This is a genomic window from Shigella dysenteriae, assembly GCF_022354085.1.
Classification (GTDB): Bacteria; Pseudomonadota; Gammaproteobacteria; order Enterobacterales; family Enterobacteriaceae; genus Escherichia; species Escherichia coli.
Map to the genome: position 1 here is coordinate 4,516,651 of NZ_CP055055.1, position 18,745 is coordinate 4,535,395.

The 18,745-nt window shown below is 50.2% G+C and carries 16 protein-coding genes; 2 read left to right on the top strand and 14 right to left on the bottom strand.

Going from position 1 to position 18,745, the window contains the following annotated elements:
- Positions 1–385: 385 nt before the first annotated feature.
- From pcoE to pcoA, 7 genes are all read right to left on the bottom strand, one after another.
- On the bottom strand, positions 386–820 hold the full coding sequence (gene pcoE, locus HUZ68_RS21650; RefSeq protein WP_000723069.1) for a copper resistance system metallochaperone PcoE: 435 nt from the start codon (positions 818–820) through the stop codon (positions 386–388).
- A gap of 217 nt (positions 821–1,037) precedes the next feature.
- A complete protein-coding gene (pcoS, locus tag HUZ68_RS21655) occupies positions 1,038–2,438 on the bottom strand; it encodes a copper resistance membrane spanning protein PcoS (RefSeq protein WP_001211180.1) in 1,401 nt (466 codons plus the stop codon).
- A complete protein-coding gene (pcoR, locus tag HUZ68_RS21660) occupies positions 2,435–3,115 on the bottom strand; it encodes a copper response regulator transcription factor PcoR (RefSeq protein ID WP_001188930.1) in 681 nt (226 codons plus the stop codon). Before pcoR ends, pcoS begins: the two co-directional genes overlap by 4 nt.
- A 54-nt stretch (positions 3,116–3,169) precedes the next feature.
- Positions 3,170–4,048, bottom strand: coding sequence for a copper resistance inner membrane protein PcoD (gene pcoD, locus HUZ68_RS21665; RefSeq protein WP_229692861.1), 879 nt, complete (start codon positions 4,046–4,048; stop codon positions 3,170–3,172).
- Positions 4,049–4,103: 55 nt separating this feature from the next.
- A complete protein-coding gene (pcoC, locus tag HUZ68_RS21670; RefSeq protein WP_020219105.1) occupies positions 4,104–4,484 on the bottom strand; it encodes a copper resistance system metallochaperone PcoC in 381 nt (126 codons plus the stop codon).
- A gap of 39 nt (positions 4,485–4,523) precedes the next feature.
- A complete protein-coding gene (pcoB, locus tag HUZ68_RS21675) occupies positions 4,524–5,414 on the bottom strand; it encodes a copper resistance outer membrane transporter PcoB (RefSeq protein WP_001378118.1) in 891 nt (296 codons plus the stop codon).
- 5 nt (positions 5,415–5,419) lie between these two features.
- On the bottom strand, positions 5,420–7,237 hold the full coding sequence (pcoA, locus tag HUZ68_RS21680; protein WP_000925240.1) for a multicopper oxidase PcoA: 1,818 nt from the start codon (positions 7,235–7,237) through the stop codon (positions 5,420–5,422).
- Positions 7,238–7,471: 234 nt separating this feature from the next.
- Between pcoA and HUZ68_RS21685 the strand changes: the two genes are divergently transcribed.
- Both HUZ68_RS21685 and HUZ68_RS21690 read left to right on the top strand, forming a co-directional pair.
- Positions 7,472–7,921 (top strand): copper resistance protein, encoded by a 450-nt coding sequence (locus HUZ68_RS21685; protein WP_001023257.1) that lies wholly within the window; start codon positions 7,472–7,474, stop codon positions 7,919–7,921.
- A gap of 288 nt (positions 7,922–8,209) precedes the next feature.
- Complete coding sequence (locus HUZ68_RS21690; RefSeq protein WP_000287501.1) at positions 8,210–8,947, top strand: peptidoglycan DD-metalloendopeptidase family protein; 738 nt, start codon at positions 8,210–8,212, stop codon at positions 8,945–8,947.
- A gap of 33 nt (positions 8,948–8,980) precedes the next feature.
- Here the strand turns inward: HUZ68_RS21690 and HUZ68_RS21695 are convergent, their stop codons facing one another.
- From HUZ68_RS21695 to silC, 7 genes are all read right to left on the bottom strand, one after another.
- Positions 8,981–9,178: a DUF2933 domain-containing protein gene (locus tag HUZ68_RS21695; protein WP_000843494.1), complete on the bottom strand. Its 198-nt coding sequence runs from the start codon at positions 9,176–9,178 to the stop codon at positions 8,981–8,983.
- Between the two features lie 40 nt (positions 9,179–9,218).
- Positions 9,219–11,696 carry an Ag(+)-translocating P-type ATPase SilP gene (silP, locus tag HUZ68_RS21700; protein ID WP_001398208.1) on the bottom strand — a complete coding sequence of 826 codons (2,478 nt, stop codon included), beginning with the start codon at positions 11,694–11,696 and terminating at the stop codon, positions 9,219–9,221.
- 97 nt (positions 11,697–11,793) lie between these two features.
- Positions 11,794–12,234: a DUF411 domain-containing protein gene (locus tag HUZ68_RS21705; RefSeq protein WP_000758229.1), complete on the bottom strand. Its 441-nt coding sequence runs from the start codon at positions 12,232–12,234 to the stop codon at positions 11,794–11,796.
- Positions 12,235–12,320: 86 nt separating this feature from the next.
- The gene (silA, locus tag HUZ68_RS21710) at positions 12,321–15,467 is read right to left on the bottom strand and encodes a Cu(+)/Ag(+) efflux RND transporter permease subunit SilA (RefSeq protein WP_020219104.1); all 3,147 of its coding nucleotides are present in this window, start codon (positions 15,465–15,467) and stop codon (positions 12,321–12,323) included.
- 10 nt (positions 15,468–15,477) lie between these two features.
- Positions 15,478–16,770, bottom strand: a complete 1,293-nt coding sequence (silB, locus tag HUZ68_RS21715) for a Cu(+)/Ag(+) efflux RND transporter periplasmic adaptor subunit SilB (protein WP_001381488.1) — start codon at positions 16,768–16,770, stop codon at positions 15,478–15,480.
- A gap of 113 nt (positions 16,771–16,883) precedes the next feature.
- Positions 16,884–17,237 (bottom strand): cation efflux system protein CusF, encoded by a 354-nt coding sequence (gene cusF / locus HUZ68_RS21720; protein ID WP_001246155.1) that lies wholly within the window; start codon positions 17,235–17,237, stop codon positions 16,884–16,886.
- Positions 17,238–17,264: 27 nt separating this feature from the next.
- Positions 17,265–18,650 carry a Cu(+)/Ag(+) efflux RND transporter outer membrane channel SilC gene (gene silC, locus HUZ68_RS21725; RefSeq protein WP_000475507.1) on the bottom strand — a complete coding sequence of 462 codons (1,386 nt, stop codon included), beginning with the start codon at positions 18,648–18,650 and terminating at the stop codon, positions 17,265–17,267.
- Positions 18,651–18,745 lie beyond the last annotated feature (95 nt).

Genomic DNA, 18,745 nt, shown 5'->3' on the forward strand with positions numbered 1-18,745 from the left:
TTTTAATGCGGCTCTAATAATTTTCATCTTTAGGTAACAGGTCAGGACGACTTCGCTGCAATTGTGTAGAGACATTAAAGTTGTATCCTTTAACCTGAAAAAGACTTTAAAGTTGTAAAGTTTTAAAAAAACACATACAAAACATGATGCTAAGTGTGTATCACACGCTGTTCCAACATTATGCCTTGATGTTCTTGCAGGAACTGCAATTTACAGGAGGAAAAAGGTGTTTTTGTAGTTATCTGGCGTTACGTGACAGTGTTGGTCAGATACTTCCACCTCTTCAGAGTTAAAGTTTGATATATGGGAAAAAAAACGCTCCCGGACGGGAGCGTAAGCCAGTGACTTCGGCGTCAAATGAGGGTCTAACAAGTGGAGCTGCGGGTTAATTCTGGGTGATCTGACTGCGATGCTTATCAGCCTGCTGCTGGTGAACAACGGAAGACTGACCATTATTCGCCTTCTCATGTACAGCTGCGGCCTTCTCATGCTCGCTCATTTCAGAAAATGACTTTGCTGTTTCGTTGGTAGCTCCGGGTTTAGCTTTCATCATTTTTTTATGCATTTCAGCCATGTCCTGGTGGGCAGCAGAATTGCTGTTTTGCATCATGTCATGGGACATTGCGGCCTGATCGTGACTGCTCATATCCATCATTGTCATGCTGTCTCCCTGAATTGCACTTTTTTCAGCAGATGACTGCATCTGGTGGGCAGGTGCCTGTGCATTATTTACCTGGTCATGCATGTTCATTGTCTCTGCAGCCATGGCAGATGAAGCGGCAGCCATAATGGCAACAAATGATACGAGAATCTTTTTCATGGTTGGGTCTCCGGTGTTTACATACCCAAACAATCAATGGCTTATAACAGAGAAAGCAGTTGATCTCAGGGCGGGTTAATCATCACTCCAGGAACCAGGTGATTGTGTTATCACGCTGCTCCTGATTTATGAATAATTATAAAAAACCGCCTCTGTTTATCGCGTGACTGAATGATGACAATTTTGTCACCTTCCAGGTTTCTCCTGAACAACGGGATTAATCCATTAACAGGCGCACTTTGAACACAATTTCACGCCCCTGCTGTTCTGCTGACAGCTCGCCGCCGTGAGCATGAATGATCGACCTTGTAATTGATAATCCCAGCCCCGCGCCTTCCGTGTTGTAGAACCTTGATGAGTCTGCGCGATAGAACCGGTCAAACAAACGTTCCAGATTAGCGGGAACCTGGCCGGACATCGTATTCGTAATCATCACGTTCACACAGTCACTGTCACGCTCAAGGTGTATCGCTGTACAGGTGTTATCGGGAGAATACTTGATTGCATTGGAAAGCAGGTTACTGAAAGCACGTCGGAGCATATCGCTGTCTCCGGCAACAACGCCCTCTCCTTCAACCGTGATTGTCTTTCCTGTTTCGTCTGCCAGGGGCTCGAACAACTCACGTAATTCATTCAGTTCGGCTGCCAGATCCACATCATGTTTATCCAGCCGCAGCAGACCATGCTCTGAACGTGCCAGAAAAAGCATGTCACTGGTCATTCGTGACAACCTTTTCAGTTCTTCCAGGTTAGCGAATAAAATTTCGCGGTAATGCGAAACATCCCTTTCCTTAGCCAGTGCAAACTGCGTCTGCATCATCAGATTACTGACTGGTGTGCGCAGCTCATGCGCGATGTCAGACGAGAAATCTGACAGTTTCCGGAATGCCCCCTCCAGGCGATCAAACATATTATTGAACTCCTGCATGGTCTCAGAGATTTCCGGCGGAGCCAGATCGGGATTTAGACGCTGATCCAGGCTGTGTACGGTCATGGAGGAAGCCAGACTGGTCATTTCCCGTAGCGGTTTCAGACCAATACGTGTGGTCAGCCAGCCCAGAAAAACAGAAATAAAGACCAGACCGATATTGAACCAGAACAGCCAGGTACTGAGTTTGTCCATAAACAGGGTGTGATACCCAGTATCCGTGGCAACCGTAATGATGACATGTTTGCTTTTACCCTGTTCCGGCGTCACGGCAACCCGCCGCGAGATACTGCGGTACACGGTGTTATTTTCTTCCGTCTGGATCATATAGTCGAGAATATCACCCGACTTATTAAGCAGGACCGCTGGAACAACAGAATTTTTGGCATAGAGTTCAACAATTTTTTCATTTTCCATGTTTTTTATAGAAATGAATAAGCCATTGTGCCCCACCATCGCATCGTTTATTTTTTCTGATAATGACTTAATATCCGTTTTGTTCCTGAACGTCTCTGTTTTAAGAAACTCTTCGGTGAGCTGAAGTTTACCTGTCAGAAAATCGCGGTCCTGATTATCGAAATAGCCATTAAGGGTGCTAATCAGGATAAAACTTGATAACCACCATACCGTAAGCATCACCGCAGAAAAAATCAGGCTCAGGCGTGTGGTCAGGGAAATTTTGAACCTCACTCTTCTCTGATCTCCAGGACATATCCGGCACCGCGAACGGTATGGATCAGTTTTGGCTCAAAGTCATCATCAATTTTACTTCTCAGACGTCTCACGGCGACATCAATCACATTCGTATCACTGTCAAAATTCATGTTCCAGACCAGGGACGAGATAAGACTCCTGGGTAACACTTCTCCGGTGCGTTGCAGCAGCAACTCAAGCAGAACGTATTCTTTACCGGTGAGATGGATCTTCTTCCCCGAACGGATCACGGTCCGGCGCACCATATCAACGGTCATATCGGCGATGGTGCAGACTGTTGCGGCCTGCGAGCGTGCCCGGCGCAGTAGGGTTCTTACACGTGCAACCAGCTCCGTAAAATCAAAGGGCTTAATCAGGTAGTCATCTGCGCCAAGCTCCAGTCCTTTCACTTTGTCCCGCACGTTGTCCTTTGCGGTTAAAAACAGGACCGGTTCTTCGTGCCCGGACTCCCTCAGTGCGCTGATGATTTGCCACCCGTCGAGGAAAGGCAGCATCACGTCCAGTATTATCAAATCATACTGTCCCTTCGACGCGGCCCCGAGACCATCGCGGCCATTATTAAAGAGATCGGCCTGATAGCCTTCCTCAACCAGTCCCTGCTGCAGGTAACGACCTGTTTTTTGTTCGTCTTCAACGATTAAAATACGCTGCATGGTCAACTCGCTGATATGAAAGTAAAAATCTCACGCATGAGCTTTGGCTGTCCCCTAGCTGACCTGAGACGGAGCAAGCATTCCGAGCCACGCTACGGCGCCCAGAATGATAATCGCAACAACGAATTCTGTCAGGATGCTGTTTCGCATCAGGGCAACGCTGCGATCATAATTCCCTTCCCTGACCATAACTTCAAGCCGGGGACCCAGGTGAAACCGGTTTGCTGCAGCCAGAAGAAGCATCAGAACAAACAGAGCCGTCTTGGCAAGCAATATCCTCCCCCAGGAACTGTTGAATAAGGGAGTTAAGTTACCCTCAGCAATATACAGATAGTTGACCAGCGCACTCAGGATCAGGGCTACAACAATCACCGTTCCTGCCGTGGCAAATTTTGCCAGGGAGTCAGATATCACAATGACGCTCTGTGCATTATGCTCGTTTCTGCGCATCAGCAGGATAGCAAATGCAACCAGAGCACCTGTCCAGGCACCTGCAGCGCCGAGATGGGTCAGATCGCTCAGTAAATGGAGATAGTAATGCAGACCGTCATGCATAACGGCGTGTCCTCCCCAGGCAAGTGTAGCCAGCGCCACGCCCCCACTCATCGTCATCAGCAGGCAGGACAATACTCTCTTATTAGTGTAAAGGAACAAAGCACCGAGTGTGGTAAACAGGGCACAGAGCCTGACAATCCAGCTAATACCCACATCAGTTTCTTCTATCACCATCTCGATAACATGGATGGATAATTCTCTGAGGTCAGTTACTCCACTCATGGCATTAGATACCAGGAGCATATTAATGCCAGTAAGAATGATGCCTGTAACAACAGCAAAAGTTATAAACGACCTGAAATTAGTCAGGTTATAGGTTTCATGTCTGACACCGCTTATTCCATATATCTGAAAAAATGGCAATCCAAATATTACCATCAAATCCAGATAAAGAAGAAAACGAATAACAATCATAATCAGGTCGTTCATAATATTACTTCACTGTAAAGGTGTAATTACCGGTAATAAGGTGCGTATCTGAAGAAACCGCGCGCCAGTCAACACGATAAGTGCCAGCGGGTAAAGGCTCTCGCGGAATAATGACCATCGATTTAGGGTCAGCGCCTGGCGCCACTTTTGCCGCGACCGGCATCGGAGAATGTGATGACATGCCTTTCATACCCGTCATCGTTAATTTTGCACCTGAGAATTTCACGGTCAGATTTTCCGAGAAATTAAGCTGAATCTTTTCCGGGGCCGCTACGGCTGAATCAGCCTGTGGCACAGAGCTTTTTAATTCCGGATGGGCCATAGCAGAGAAAGCAACGCCCATAACGAGGCCACCTGTAAGAATGGCTTTATTTAAAATCGACATTTTATTTACCTGTTTAGTTGAGTGTTTTATATCAGTGCGTTAAAACCAGATTCTGGCTCCCGCCAGGAATACTACCTGATGGTCTTTCTCACCTTCTCTTTTCGCCATATCGGATGTTTTCCCGTAAAGTTGATTCCAGGAAACGCCTATATAGGGTGCAAACTCACGGCGTATTTCATAGCGCAGCCGGAGCCCCAGCTCTGTGTCAGTCAGTCCCCTGCCGCGACCCCGCGATTCATCATCCTGACTGTAGAAATTCACCTCATAGGATGGCTGGAGTATGAGCCGGTTAGTCAGTAAAACGTCGTATTCTCCTCCCAGACGAAGGGCTGCTTTTCCGCCATTACTGACAAAACCCGTAATTTCAGACTCAAAATTATAGAGTGCCAGCCCCTGAAAACCGACAGCAGCCCAGGTCCGGGCAGAAGCAGGTCTGAAATCCTGCCTGACACCCGCAACCAAATCCCACCATGGGCCAACCGCATGTCCCCAGAGTAACTGCGCTTCAGCCGCCTCCGTTTCCCCATTGCTTCGTTCACCTTCACTCTTTAGCCAAATCCGATCTGTGTCGCCTCCAATCCAGCTGTTAACACTCCAGCTGAAATTGTTGGTGTTATCCGACCGTTGCCATTCCAGTTGATCCAGCAGAACCAGATAATTAATCGCACTGTCGTGAATCGCATGCCCCTGTAAATTGCCGAATGCAGCCTTCCGGTCGGCATCGGTAACAGGCGGAATTGGCGTTCTGCTCTCAGTTACAATGGGCTCCATTGACGTCATCTCAGTGAAATTCTCATCTGCTGGCATCTGCATGGCAGACATGTCGTGCCCGGCGTGGGGATCTGCAGAGACGGAGCCCGCCGCAATAGAAAGCTGTGAGGTAAACAAACCGGCGACCAGAACAGGTATGGCCTTCAAATTTCTCTTCATTCGCATCATTCCTCCACCCGGACTTCACGAAACATTCCCATTTCCATGTGATAGAGCAAATGGCAGTGATACGCCCAGCGGCCAAGCGCATCTGCTGTCACTCTGTAACTGCGTTTTGTACCAGGGGGAACATCTATTGTGTGTTTACGAACCATGAAATTACCGTTTTCATCTTCCAGATCGCTCCACATACCATGCAGGTGAATGGGGTGAGTCATCATGGTATCGTTGATCAGCGTGATCCTGAGCCGCTCACCGTATTTCAGCAGCACCGGTGCGGCATCTGAAAACTTGATTCCGTTAAATGACCAGGCAAACTTTTCCATGTGGCCGGTTAAATGCAGTTCTATGGTACGGCCAGGTTCACGTCCGTCAGGATCCTCAAAGCGGCTTTTCAAATCCGCGTACGTGAGAACCTTTCTTCCGTTATTTCGAAGACCAATACCCGGATCATTTAATTTCGGAGAGACGCTCATCGCCTGCATATCAACCAGTGGGTTATCCGTTTCTGACGCAGGATGACTTTGCATACCCGGCATTCCGGCCATCCGGGAATGATCCATACCGGCCATGCTGCTGTGATCCATGGGCGCGGAGGATGTCCCGCTATCCGGAAGGTCAGCACCGTCCATAGACATCATCTCTCCGCTGTTATCCATGCCTCCCATCTGGCTGTGGTCCATTCCTGCCATATCATGTCCCATTCCCCCCATACCCATATCTTCCATGGTCAACAGAGGACGGGGATCGAGGGGGGGAACGGCAGCACTTAACCCCTCTCTCGTGGCCAGTGTCCCTCGAGCGTAACCGGTCCTGTCCATGGATTGTGCGAAGATGGTATAGGCCTCACCCTGAGGCTCCACAATGACATCATAGGTTTCGGCAACGGCAATCCTGAATTCGTCAACGGTAACCGGGTTTACATACTGGCCATCTGCAGCCACGACCGTCATTTTCAGCCCGGGGATACGGATATCGAAATAGGTCATTGCCGAGCCGTTGATAAACCGTAAGCGTATCTTTTCACCGGGACGGAACAGTCCGGTCCAGTTTTTCAGCGGGGCCTGCCCGTTCATGAGATAGGTGTAGGTGTAGCCACTGACATCCGCGAGGTCAGTCGGATTCATTTTCATTTCAGCCCACATTTTCCGATCGGCAATGGTGGCTGACAGCCCCCTGGTATTCACGTCGCGGAAAAAAGAGCCAACGGTTGGTTTATTGAAATTGTAGTAATCCGACTGTTTTTTTAATTTTTTCAGCAGGCTGTGAGGATTTTCATCGGTCCAGTCAGACAACATGACCACATGCTCACGATCGTAAGTAAACGGTTCTGGCTCCCCGGCATCGATGATAATGGCACCGTATACCCCCTCCTGTTCCTGCAGACCGGAATGGCTGTGGTACCAGTAAGTCCCGTTCTGCTTAACCTTAAAGGTGTAAACGTAGGTATCATCAGGCTCTATGCCCATAAAACTCAGCCCCGGAACACCATCCATATTGGCCGGAAGAATAATGCCGTGCCAGTGAATGGACGTCTGTTCATTAAGACGGTTTTTGACCTTCAGGGTAATGGTGTCACCTTCTTTCCAGCGAAGAACGGGCCCCGGCAGGCCTCCATTGATTGTTTTGGCCTGACGCTCACTGCCCGTGATATTGACGGCCGTTTCACCAATGGTCAGGTCAAACTGAGTACCCTGCAGGGATGCGGCAACTGGCAGGCTCAGACTGGAACGCGCATTGAAACTCCATACGCCAAGACTTCCGGCTACGCCAGAGAGGGTTAACCCCTTCAGGAAAGTTCGTCGAGACGTTTTCAACAGCATGCGTATTCCCTTATTTAAAGTATGGTTACTGACAGAATTCGAGAACCGATTTAAATTAAATTACTGGTTCATCCACTTACAATAAAATGAATCTAGCACACCTTAAGAAACAAATTCATTACAATCGTGTAATGTACATAGCTGTATTACATTTACGTCATCTTCCCCACAGGTTGATTATTTTTATATATGATCATAAGGACATCTTTTATGTACCTCAGAAGGTAATTACACATGAATATATTAATCACGACCACTGCGTTTACAGCTTTATTTTGTGGGGCAGCTTTTGCTCAGTCCAGTGATATTGCCCATGAAGCACATCGATTTGTTAATAATGCCTCAGCCGTCAGTCATGTGAATTCCTCGACGCATGAAAACTTACCGGACAGGGTTAATAAAAACAACACGCCCTCATTCTCTGAAATGAATGAACATGAAAGGGCCATTGTTGCTCATTCATTTATGAACAACAGCGCGTCCTATGCGCATCAGAAAATGATTGAGGAACATAAAAAAATGCTGTCCGGCAGTGACGCAAATTCAAAGACCTCGTCTTCTTCTTTTAACGAACTGAATGCCGGAGAAAAAGCCGCTCTCGTGCATGAGCAGGTCAATAATGCCGGTGCGGAAGCACATCAGACGCAGGCAAGAAAGCTTCGCGGGCTGTATTCGACCAGGTAACTGCAGGCGGGTTAGTGCTTAGCGTCAGGTGCGCAGCAGGGCTTTACTGACGGGTTACGTAGCAGGACATGAGCCCCATATTGCTCTGCCGTAACCTGTTTCAGTCCCGTTAATCATCACCGTCGGGCTGGTCATACAGTTCCCAGAGCTTCAGGAGCAAACGGGAAACAAGATATGTTACAAAAATGACGACCATCAACGGTGCTCCCGATTAACTGACAGATGACACGCCTCCTGAAAACCCCTAGCATACGCCGCAGTGTTCATGCTAACGGCGAATTCCAGTAAATGTATTCTACCGATGTCGTAAAAGAAAATGCCTACCTTTCAGCCACCCGCTCGGGGCTGGAATCGAACGAGATCGCTACTCTTCAGCGCTCCTTGCCTTCCCGGTTTAATCTGCGGCATTTGAAAAAAAATGAATCATTAAAACTCGTACTGCAAAAGAAAGCGGGAAAATCACGTGTCGTGGCCTATAAATTTACGTCCGGTTCATTTAATTACACGGCGTATCGTATATCAGATAAAAAGTTCTATAACCTTTCCGATACTTCCGGGAAAGGCAGTCTCGATTATCCGTTACCGGCCACAGCAAGACTCAGTTCGCCTTTCAATCCTGCAAGACTTAACCCGGTATCGGGAAAAGTGAGTCCCCATAATGGCATTGATTATTCCATGCCCATGAACACGAAAATAGTCAGCGTCATCGACGGAAAAATCACCCGGGCCGAATACAACAGTACCATGGGATATTTTGTTGAAGTAACGGGAAAAGCCGGTGTTAAAACTCGCTATCTCCACCTCAATAAAATACTCGTTACTAAAGGGGCCAGGGTTACACGGGGAGGTGCTATTGCGTTATCCGGTAACAGCGGACGTTCATCCGGTCCTCATCTGCATTACGAGCTGGTCATCAATAACAACCCTGTTAACTCTCTGGCGTTCCGGGCAGCGGCACCCGCTGATAACAAACTCGAACAGCATGCCTTTGCGCATGCCAGAGACTACGAACGATACCTGGACTGATAACGGGACCGCGACGCGGCCCCGTCTGCCGGATTAATTTTTTTTATCGTTTTCACTTCCGTGATGTTGATGATCTCCATGCCCTCCGTGGCCGTGGAAAAGATGCATTAGCGGGCAGACCAGCAATAACAGATATGGCCAGTAACCTGCCACATGTGACCAGTGTTCGCGCAGGAGGGCAAATGCCGCGATCGCGGCGACAGCAATAAGCGCATAGGTGGTACTTTTCATACTGGACTCCTTCTGTTCGTAACTGACCCTTCACTCAGTGTTATTTCCCGAGCCTGACACTTTTCAGACGCAACGCATTCACAATGACGCTGACGGAGGAAAGAGCCATGGCCGCCGCCGCAATAACTGGCGACAGCAGTATTCCATACACAGGATAAAGCAGACCTGCAGCCACAGGCACGCCAAGTGCGTTGTAGATAAATGCAAAAAACAGATTCTGACGGATATTTTTCATGGTGATCTCTGACAGATGACGGGCCCTGTTCAGTATCATCAAGTCGCCTTTGAGAAGGGTGACTCCGGCACTTTCAATTGCCACATCTGTACCCGTTCCCATGGCTATTCCCACGTCAGCCGCTGCCAGCGCCGGGGCATCATTCACACCGTCTCCGGCCATCGCAACCACATGGCCAGACGCTTTCAGTCGGGTTATCACTGCTTTTTTGCCATCCGGCAGAATCCCGGCTTCAACCTCATCTATTCCCAGTTTCCGTGCGACTGCTTCAGCAGTAAGCTGGTTATCCCCGGTGAGCATAACAATGCGGATCCCCGCCTGACGCAAAGCTTTAAGCGCATCCGGCGTGGTTGCTTTCACGGGATCCGAGATAGCTATCAGGCCTGCAAGGTACCCATCTGTGGCCACATAGATAACGGTAGCGCCTTCCATCCGCAACTTATCCGCAACGGCCTTTTGATTATCAATAACGATACTGTTTTCCTGCATAGCCAGTTCATTACCAATAACAACCCGTTGACCTTCAACATCGCCTGAAACACCTTTCCCCGACGGAGCATTGAAATCACTGACTGCGGGTATCATGATCCCCCTGTGCTGGGCTGCCCGGACTACAGCCATACCCAGCGGATGCTGCGAGCCTTTTTCCACTGCGGCCGCTACACGTAAAAGAGATGCTTCCCCACCCGGATTGAGACTGATAATCCCTGTCACCGTAGGCGAACCTTCCGTGAGCGTGCCTGTTTTGTCGACAACCAGCGTGTCCACTTTTTCAAGACGCTCAAGGGCTTCGGCATTCCTGATTAACACCCCGGCCTGGGCTCCTTTGCCTACCCCCACCATTATCGACATCGGTGTGGCCAGCCCCAGTGCGCAGGGGCAGGCAATAATCAGGACCGACACAGCCGCAATCAGACCGTGCGCCATCCTGGGCTCGGGCCCCCAGACAGACCAGATCACGAAAGCAACAACCGCGATAAGTATCACCAGAGGAACAAACCAGCCTGAAACGCTGTCAGCCATTCTCTGGATGGGGGCACGCGAACGCTGTGCATCAGCGACCATCTGAACAATTCGTGAGAGCATCGTTTCATCACCGACTTTCTCTGCACGGATGATAAGACTCCCTGTCTGATTAATCGTCCCCCCAATGACAGGGTCATCCTTCGTTTTGGTAACCGGCATAGACTCCCCGGTCACCATCGATTCATCAACGGTTGTTTTGCCTTCGATCACGATACCGTCGACCGGAATACTCTCTCCAGGTCTGATGCGGAGCTTATCGCCAGGCAGGACATCTTCCGCATTAATATCCGTTTCATGACCGTCATGATCCAGCCGTCTGGCGGTTTTGGGGGCAAGGTTCAGAAGCGCAGTAATGGCGCCTGAGGTTTGTTCCCGTGCCCGCAGCTCAAGAACCTGTCCCAGCAGAACAAGCACCGTAATAACTGCTGCGGCTTCAAAATAAACGGCCACCAGGCCATCCATGTTTCTGAACGATGCAGGAAACCAGGAGGGGAAGACGGTTGCAATGACGCTGTAAACCCAGGCTACGCCGGTCCCCATTGCAACAAGGGTAAACATATTCAGGGAGCGGTTACGTAACGACATTCCGGCCCGGGCGAAGAATGGCCAGCCACACCACAACACGACAGGGGAGGCCAGAAGCAACTGCAGCCATGTGTTGTACTGTGGCGGTACTGTATTCCTCAAGTCGGGAAACAGATGAGATCCCATTTCGAGTACCAGAACCGGAAACGCCAGCAACAACCCCAGCCAGAAGCGTCTTGTCATGTCGTGAAGTTCATCACTCGGCCCCGTGGATGCCGTAGCTACGAGCGGCTCCAGTGCCATTCCACAGACAGGACAGCTTCCGGGACCACTGCGGCGTATCTCCGGGTGCATCGGACATGTCCACACACCTTCAGAATTCTCTTTTTCCGCCTGGTGGTGAGGCTGTTTTATCTGATCAGGGCTGACTTCGTGATGATCGTGGTGATGGTGATGGGAATGTTCACTGGCATCTTCGGTAAGATAACGATCGGGATGGGCTTTAAATTTACTCTCACAGCTGGCGGAGCAGAAATAAAGTTGATGGTCCTGGTATCGAATGCTGCTGTGCGCCCTGTCGGGCAGGATGGCCATCCCGCACACGGGATCTCTCACCTTATGCAATACGTGGCCCTCGTCCGGGGATAATGTCTGCTCAGAAGCAGTCTGGTTGTTGTGTTGCACTGCATTGTTATTTTTCACTGTAACTCTCCTTATGCATATCTGAAGCATTTTCTGTCTTCAGGGTATGTCATGGATGCGATTACCACGAATATCGCCGGCACAGGAGTGCCTGCTACCGGCGTCCCGTTATCAGCCGTTCCGCTGACTATTCGATTCGCTGGAAGACTTTTTTACTTCCATCCGGTGAGAATGCGATAACATCGTAAGCCTCTTTTCGGGCTCCCATCTCCATTCCAGGACTTCCTGCTGGCATACCGGGGGTGGCGAGACCGTATATACCCGAACCAGACTGCATTGCCTTATGTATCGTTGTCGCAGGCACATGGCCTTCAATGATCAAATTACCGGCAACCGCGGTATGACAACTTCGTAGTCCTGCAGGAATAGCATGCTTTTCTTTCTGGGCTGACAGCGCCTGATCATTCATGACGTGAGTTCGTACTTCGAACCCGTCTTTTTCCATCGCTTTGCCCCACAGGGAACAACAGCCACAGTTTTCAGATTTGTACATATCAATGACTTTTTCACTCGCCATCGCGGGTAGTGAAAGGCCGAGAGCCAGCGCCATTAGAACCACTTTTTTCATACTCACCTCTGTATATTATCGATATAAACCCTGACGTCAGGGTGAATCAGTAAAGAAGGACACCCACAGGGGGTGCCCTTTCAGGTTCAGGACACGCTTTTTTTATGTCTGCGCAGCCAGATTAATTTGTAGGCGGCAGGAATAATGAACAGGGACAGCAGCGGAGCCGTGATCATCCCACCAATCATGGGTGCCGCGATACGGCTCATGACTTCTGAACCTGCACCGGTTCCCCAGAGTATTGGCAGCAGACCCGCAATGATCACCGCCACGGTCATGGCTTTCGGCCGGACACGCAGTACGGCACCATGATAGAGGGCTTCATCAAGGCCTTCCGGTGTGAACGTCTCTTTACGGGACAATTCCGGGTGCGCGTCAATGGCATGACGCAGATACATCAGCATGACCACGCCAAACTCTGCTGCCACCCCGGCCAGAGCGATAAACCCCGTTCCGGTTGCGACAGACATATGGAAGCCCTGCCAGTACAGGAACCATATCCCGCCAACCAGGGCGAACGGCAGGCTCATCAGGATCAGCAGGGCTTCATCAACCCGGCGGAATGCCAGATACAACAGGATGAAGATGATCATCACCGTCATCGGCACCATCAGCTTCAGTTTCTTGTTGGCATGCTCAAGCAGTTCAAACTGTCCGGAGAATGACACGCTGGTACCCGGTCTCAGTTTCACTTTCTGACTGATCGCCGTTTTAATGTCATTAACCACCGACACCATATCCCTGCCGCGCGCGTCAATGTAAATCCAGCTGGCTGGACGGGCATTTTCCGTTTTCAGCATAGTCGGCCCGGAAACGACCTTAATATCCGCAACATCGCCCAGCGTGATCTGCTGCTTCATCGGGGTCAGGATCGGCATCTGTTTCAGGGCCTGCGGGCTGTTCCGGTAATCCTGCGGATAGCGGATATTAATCGGGTACCGGGCCACGCCTTCAACCGTTTCCCCTACCGTCGCGCCGCCGATGGCTGATGAGATGAACAGCTGCACATCGCCCACCGTCATTCCGTAGCGGGAGGCTTTTTCCCGGTTGATATCCACATCAATGTAGCGCCCGCCTTCCAGTCGCTCTGCGAGAGCAGACACTACGCCGGGTACGGTTTTGGCGACCGCTTCGATACTCTGCGCCGTTGCATCGATATCGGACAGAACCGTTCCGGACACCTTGATACCTATCGGGCTTTTGATCCCGGTTGAGAGCATATCAATACGGTTACGGATTGGCGGCACCCAGAGGTTTGCCAGCCCCGGTAAACGGACGGTCCTGTCGAGTTCTTCAATAATCTTGTCAATCGTCATGCCTGGACGCCACTGATCCTCAGGTTTGAGCTGGATCGTGGTTTCAACCATTTCGAGCGGTGCGGAATCCGTGGCGGTCTCTGCTTTACCGGTCTTGCCAAATACAGAGGCCACTTCAGGAACGCTTTTGATTAACTTGTCCGTCGTCTGCAGGAGCGCTGCAGCTTCAGCCGGAGAGACACCCGGCAGGGTCGACGGCATATACAACAGGTCGCCCTCGTTAATCTTCGGCAGAAACTCACCGCCCACCTGGCTCAGCGGCCAGATAACGGTGAAAATGGACAAGGCCGCAACCAGCAGGGTTGTTTTTGGCCAGTGGAGAACCCACAACAGCAATGGATGATACGCTTTGATCAGTACCCGGTTCAGGGGGTTACTGGTCTCTGCAGGAATTTTCCCCCGGATCCAGAATCCCATCAGAATCGGAATGACGATGATGGCCAGCGCGGCCGCGCCCGCCATGGAGTACGTTTTCGTGAATGCCAGCGGGCCAAACAGACGTCCTTCCTGACCTTCCAGGGTAAAGATAGGAATAAAGGACAGGGTGATGATCAGCAGGCTGATAAACAGTGCGGGTCCCACTTCAACGGAGGCATCGGTAATCACCTTCCAGCGGGTGGCGTTGTCAATCTGCTCACCCGGATGCTGATGATCCCACTCCTCAAGCCGCTTATGCGCATTCTCAATCATCACAATGGCGGCATCCACCATCGCACCGACGGCAATCGCTATCCCTCCCAGCGACATGATATTGGCGTTCAGTCCCTGGAAGTGCATGACGATAAAGGCGATACACAGACCAAGCGGCAGAGAGATAATCGCCACCAGGGCAGAACGTACGTGCCACAGGAACAGGGCACAGACGATGGCCACCACGATAAACTCTTCCAGAAGTTTGGAACTGAGGTTATCAATCGCCCGGTCGATGAGCTGGCTGCGATCGTAGGTGGTCACGATTTCAACGCCTTCCGGCAGGCTGGCCTTCAGCGTCTCAAGTTTATCCCTCACTGCCGTGATAACGTCGCGTGCATTTTTACCCGACCGCAGGATCACCACGCCGCCAGCGACTTCGCCCTGGCCGTTCAGCTCGGCAATACCACGCCGCATTTCAGGCCCGGTCTGCACGCGGGCAACATCCCGCAGATAAACCGGCACGCCGTTCTCGCCTGTTTTCAGGACGATGTTATTAAAATCATCAATGCTCTGAAGATAACCGCTGGCACGGACCATATACTCAGCTTCGGCCATTTCAACGGATGAGCCACCGGCCTCCTGGTTAGACGATTCAAGGGCCTGTTTCACTTCGGGCAGGCTGATACCATACTGAGACAATTTTACCGGATTGACCTGAATCTGGTACTGTTTCACCACGCCGCCAACCGAAGCGACCTCAGCCACGTTCGGGATGGTTTTCAGCTCAAATTTCAGGAACCAGTCCTGCAGAGAACGCAGTTCTGAAAGGTCGTGTTTTCCGCTGCGATCGACAAGGGCATATTCAAATATCCAGCCCACCCCCGTGGCGTCCGGACCGATTTCAGAACTCACACCGGCGGGCAGTTTTCCCTGTACCTGGTTCAGGTACTCCAGCACGCGGGAACGGGCCCAGTACAGATCGGTGCCGTCTTCAAAAATGACATACACATACGAATCACCGAACTGTGAAAAACCACGCACGGTTTTTGCGCCAGGCACGGACAGCATGGTGGTGGTAAGTGGATAGGTGACCTGGTTTTCTACAATCTGCGGGGCCTGGCCGGGATAGCTGGTTTTGATAATGACCTGCACATCTGACAGGTCAGGCAAGGCATCGACAGGCGTGTTAATAATCGTCCATGTGCCCCAGATGCTGAGAAACAGGGCCCCCATCATGACCAGGAAACGGTTGGCGACAGAGCGCCGGATAATCCATTCAATCATCGTCGTCTCCTCAGTGCCCTGAATGCATATTTACAGGCTGGTCAGACATTGCTGGCATACTGCTTTCTGTTTTTTCAGGGTGGCGCATACGTTCCAGTGCGCCCGTAATATTGGCTTCAGAGTCAATGAGGAACAGGCCACTGACCACCACGGTATCGCCTTCATTCAGGCCGGAGCCGATGCCGGACTGTTGCTGTGACTCATGCAGAACGTGGATCTGTTTCGGCACAAACTTGCCTTCATCATCAACAGTAATCACGCGCTGTTCTTTGCCGGTATCGATAACGGCCTGGCTTGGTATCAGCAGCATCTCCTGGCTTCTGGTATTCAGTTTCAGATAGGCATTCATGCCCGGCTTGAGAAACTCATCCTTATTAGAAACCTGGAGACGGACCTGAAGCGTACGGGTTGTCTGATCCACGCTGGGAAGAATATTCCATTTTTCGACATGGAATGTTTTATCCGGATAAGCCGGTACCGAAATTTCAAACTGCGACGTATCTTTCAGCAGATAGGCGATAGATTCTGGCACTGCAGCGCTGATCCAGACCGGGTCCATTCCCTGAATCTGAGCCACCACCTTATCTTTCGAAATATTCATGCCGGTGCGCAGGTCAAATGCAGTAATGACACCATCAATAGGTGCTTTAATGGTAAAACGGGTCTGAATGCTCCGGGTAGAACGCAGTCTCTGAATATCCTCTTCCGGCATACCTGCCAGGCGAAGCCGTTCCAGAACGCCTTTAATTTGCGTGGAAGTACCACCGGTGCTGGATAACAGAAGGAATTCACTCTGTGCTTCCACCCAGTCCGGAATGGTAATATCGATAAGTGGCGTCCCCTTCTTCACATGATCGCCAATCGTCATGGGGTAGACTTTTTCGACAAACCCGTCAGAACGCGCCTGCACAATAACAAACTGATACTCGTTATAGCTGACATTAGCCGGGATTGTCTGAGAATAATTCAGCATTCCTCGCGTGACTTTTTGCGTTTTTAATCCCAGATTCTGAACCTGGGTTGGGTCGATACGGATCCCGCCACTGCTTTTATCGCCACTGTCATCAGCATATTTTGGCACCAGGTCCATATCCATAAAGGGCGATTTTCCGGGTTTATCAAATTTGGTATCCGGTTTCATCGGGTCATACCAGAAAAGTACCTTTCGCTCCGGTGCCTTTTGTTCGGTTTGTACTGTTTTTTGTGATGAGTTTACATACTGCCAGGCAGTAACCGATATCAGCCCCCCTGCTATGAGGCTGCTGATAATTATTGCAGCATATTTTATCTTTAAAGAAGCCATACAATTTTCCGCTAAAAAATCAAAACACCTGGCATATGCGCCTGACGGTTAACTCACACATATACCTATGTGAATGTACAGGCGCACAGGATGTAATCGCTCCGGACAGCCAATCAGGACTGCGTCACGTTAATGCTTTTGAGTAAGGAGATATTGCCCTGCTGAATAAACGAGAAATCGACATGGTTGCCTGTTTTCAGGGCATTAATAGCATCGTCTGCATTAACAAAAGTAAAGCGCATGGTCATTGCAGGCCAGCCCACCGCTGGAATTGCTTCATGCGAAATGGTGATTTTCTTAGTATTCATATCAATGTCTTTAACGACACCGGTGCCCTTGATAACTTGCTGTACCGAAGCATCACTGGCAGTATTCATATCGCCATGCTGATGTGTTTCAGCATGAAGACCGGCAGAAAACATGACAGAGAAGGCACCAAATAAAACGGCTTTAAGTGAATTACGCATTTTAATTTCCTGATTAATTAAATAAATTTACTCTACCCAACCGCCACCCAGCGCGGTAAACAGATTAATTTCGTTAACCTGCCGGGAATAGGTAAGATCGAGAATGGTTTGCTGGGTAGCGAAGAGGGAACGTTCTGCATCCAGCACTTCGATGTAACTGACAGCACCACTTGCATACAATCCTCTGGCACGCTGGAGAGTTATCTGAAGTGAATCAAGATAACGCTGCTGTGACTCAAGTTGCTGGCTAAGGCTGTCGCGCAGCGCAAGCGTGTCGGAAACATCCTTAAAGGCTGACTGAATTTTTTGTTCGTAATTAACCACCGACTGTTGCTGGCGAATTTCAGCCAGCTTCAGATTGGCTTTATTCCTGCCAGCATTAAATATAGGAATTTCAATTTTAGGGATAAAATTCCACATTCCACTTCCTGACGTAAACAGGCTGGACAGCTCCGTACTGCTTGTGGAAAGACCACTGGTCAGGGTAATTGAGGGGAAAAAGGCCGCTCGCGCTGCGCCAATATTGGCATCAGCCGCTTTCAGCTGATATTCCGCTTCCATAATATCCGGTCGCTGCAGCAAAATTTGTGAAGACAGATTTGGTGGCAATTTTACTGGGGCTATCTCCCCGCCTTTCATCCCTTTTTCTGACGGAAGTGCGCGGTACGTTCCCAGCACCAGTTGCAGGGCATTGTTTGCCTGAGCCAGATCGCCTTCTCGTTTGGCTATTTCGGCGCGGGTACTTTCGATTTGTCCTCGCGCCTGTTCAAGTGCCAGAACGTTCGTACTCCCGGTCACGAGCTGCTGCTCAACGAAAGCATAGGACTGTTGATAATTTTTCAGCGTTTCCCGCGCAATACGAAGTTGTTCGTACGCCAGTTGCTGGCTGAAATAGCTTTGTGAAACGTTGGATACCAGCAGGATGTGTACGGCCCGACGGGCTTCTTCGCTGGCAAAGTAGTTCTGGCGATCAGCATCACTCATGTTCTTAAGTTTGCCGAAAAAATCGAGCTCATAGCTGAGCTCCAGTCTCGCGTCGTACTCCTGTGTGGTCGGCTTGTCACCTTTCAGACCACCGCTGTATGTTATCCCGGATGAGGCATTCAGCTGGGGATAACGATCTGCATCCGTGACGTTGAACTGGGCTCGGGCCTCTTCAACCTTCAGGGCAGCCATTCTCAAATCACGGTTATTAGTCAGAGCTTCACCGATCAACCGGGTAACCTGGGGATCGACAAAAAAGTTACGCCAGCCCGTATCCTGATAGCCATTTACCGCTGGCGTCAGGCTGTTATGGGACAGTGAAAACTGCTGGGGTACCGGTGCTGCGGGCCGCTGATATTCAGGCGCAAGCGACACGCAGCCTGCCAGGATGAATATCGTGCTAATGCTGAGTAATTTTAATTTGAACATAACGCTTCTCGTCCAGGCAGACCTGGTAAATGGTTCAAATGAAGTCCAGAGTATTGATAGGGGTACTTTACCTAACGCTCTCTGTTTGCCGGGTG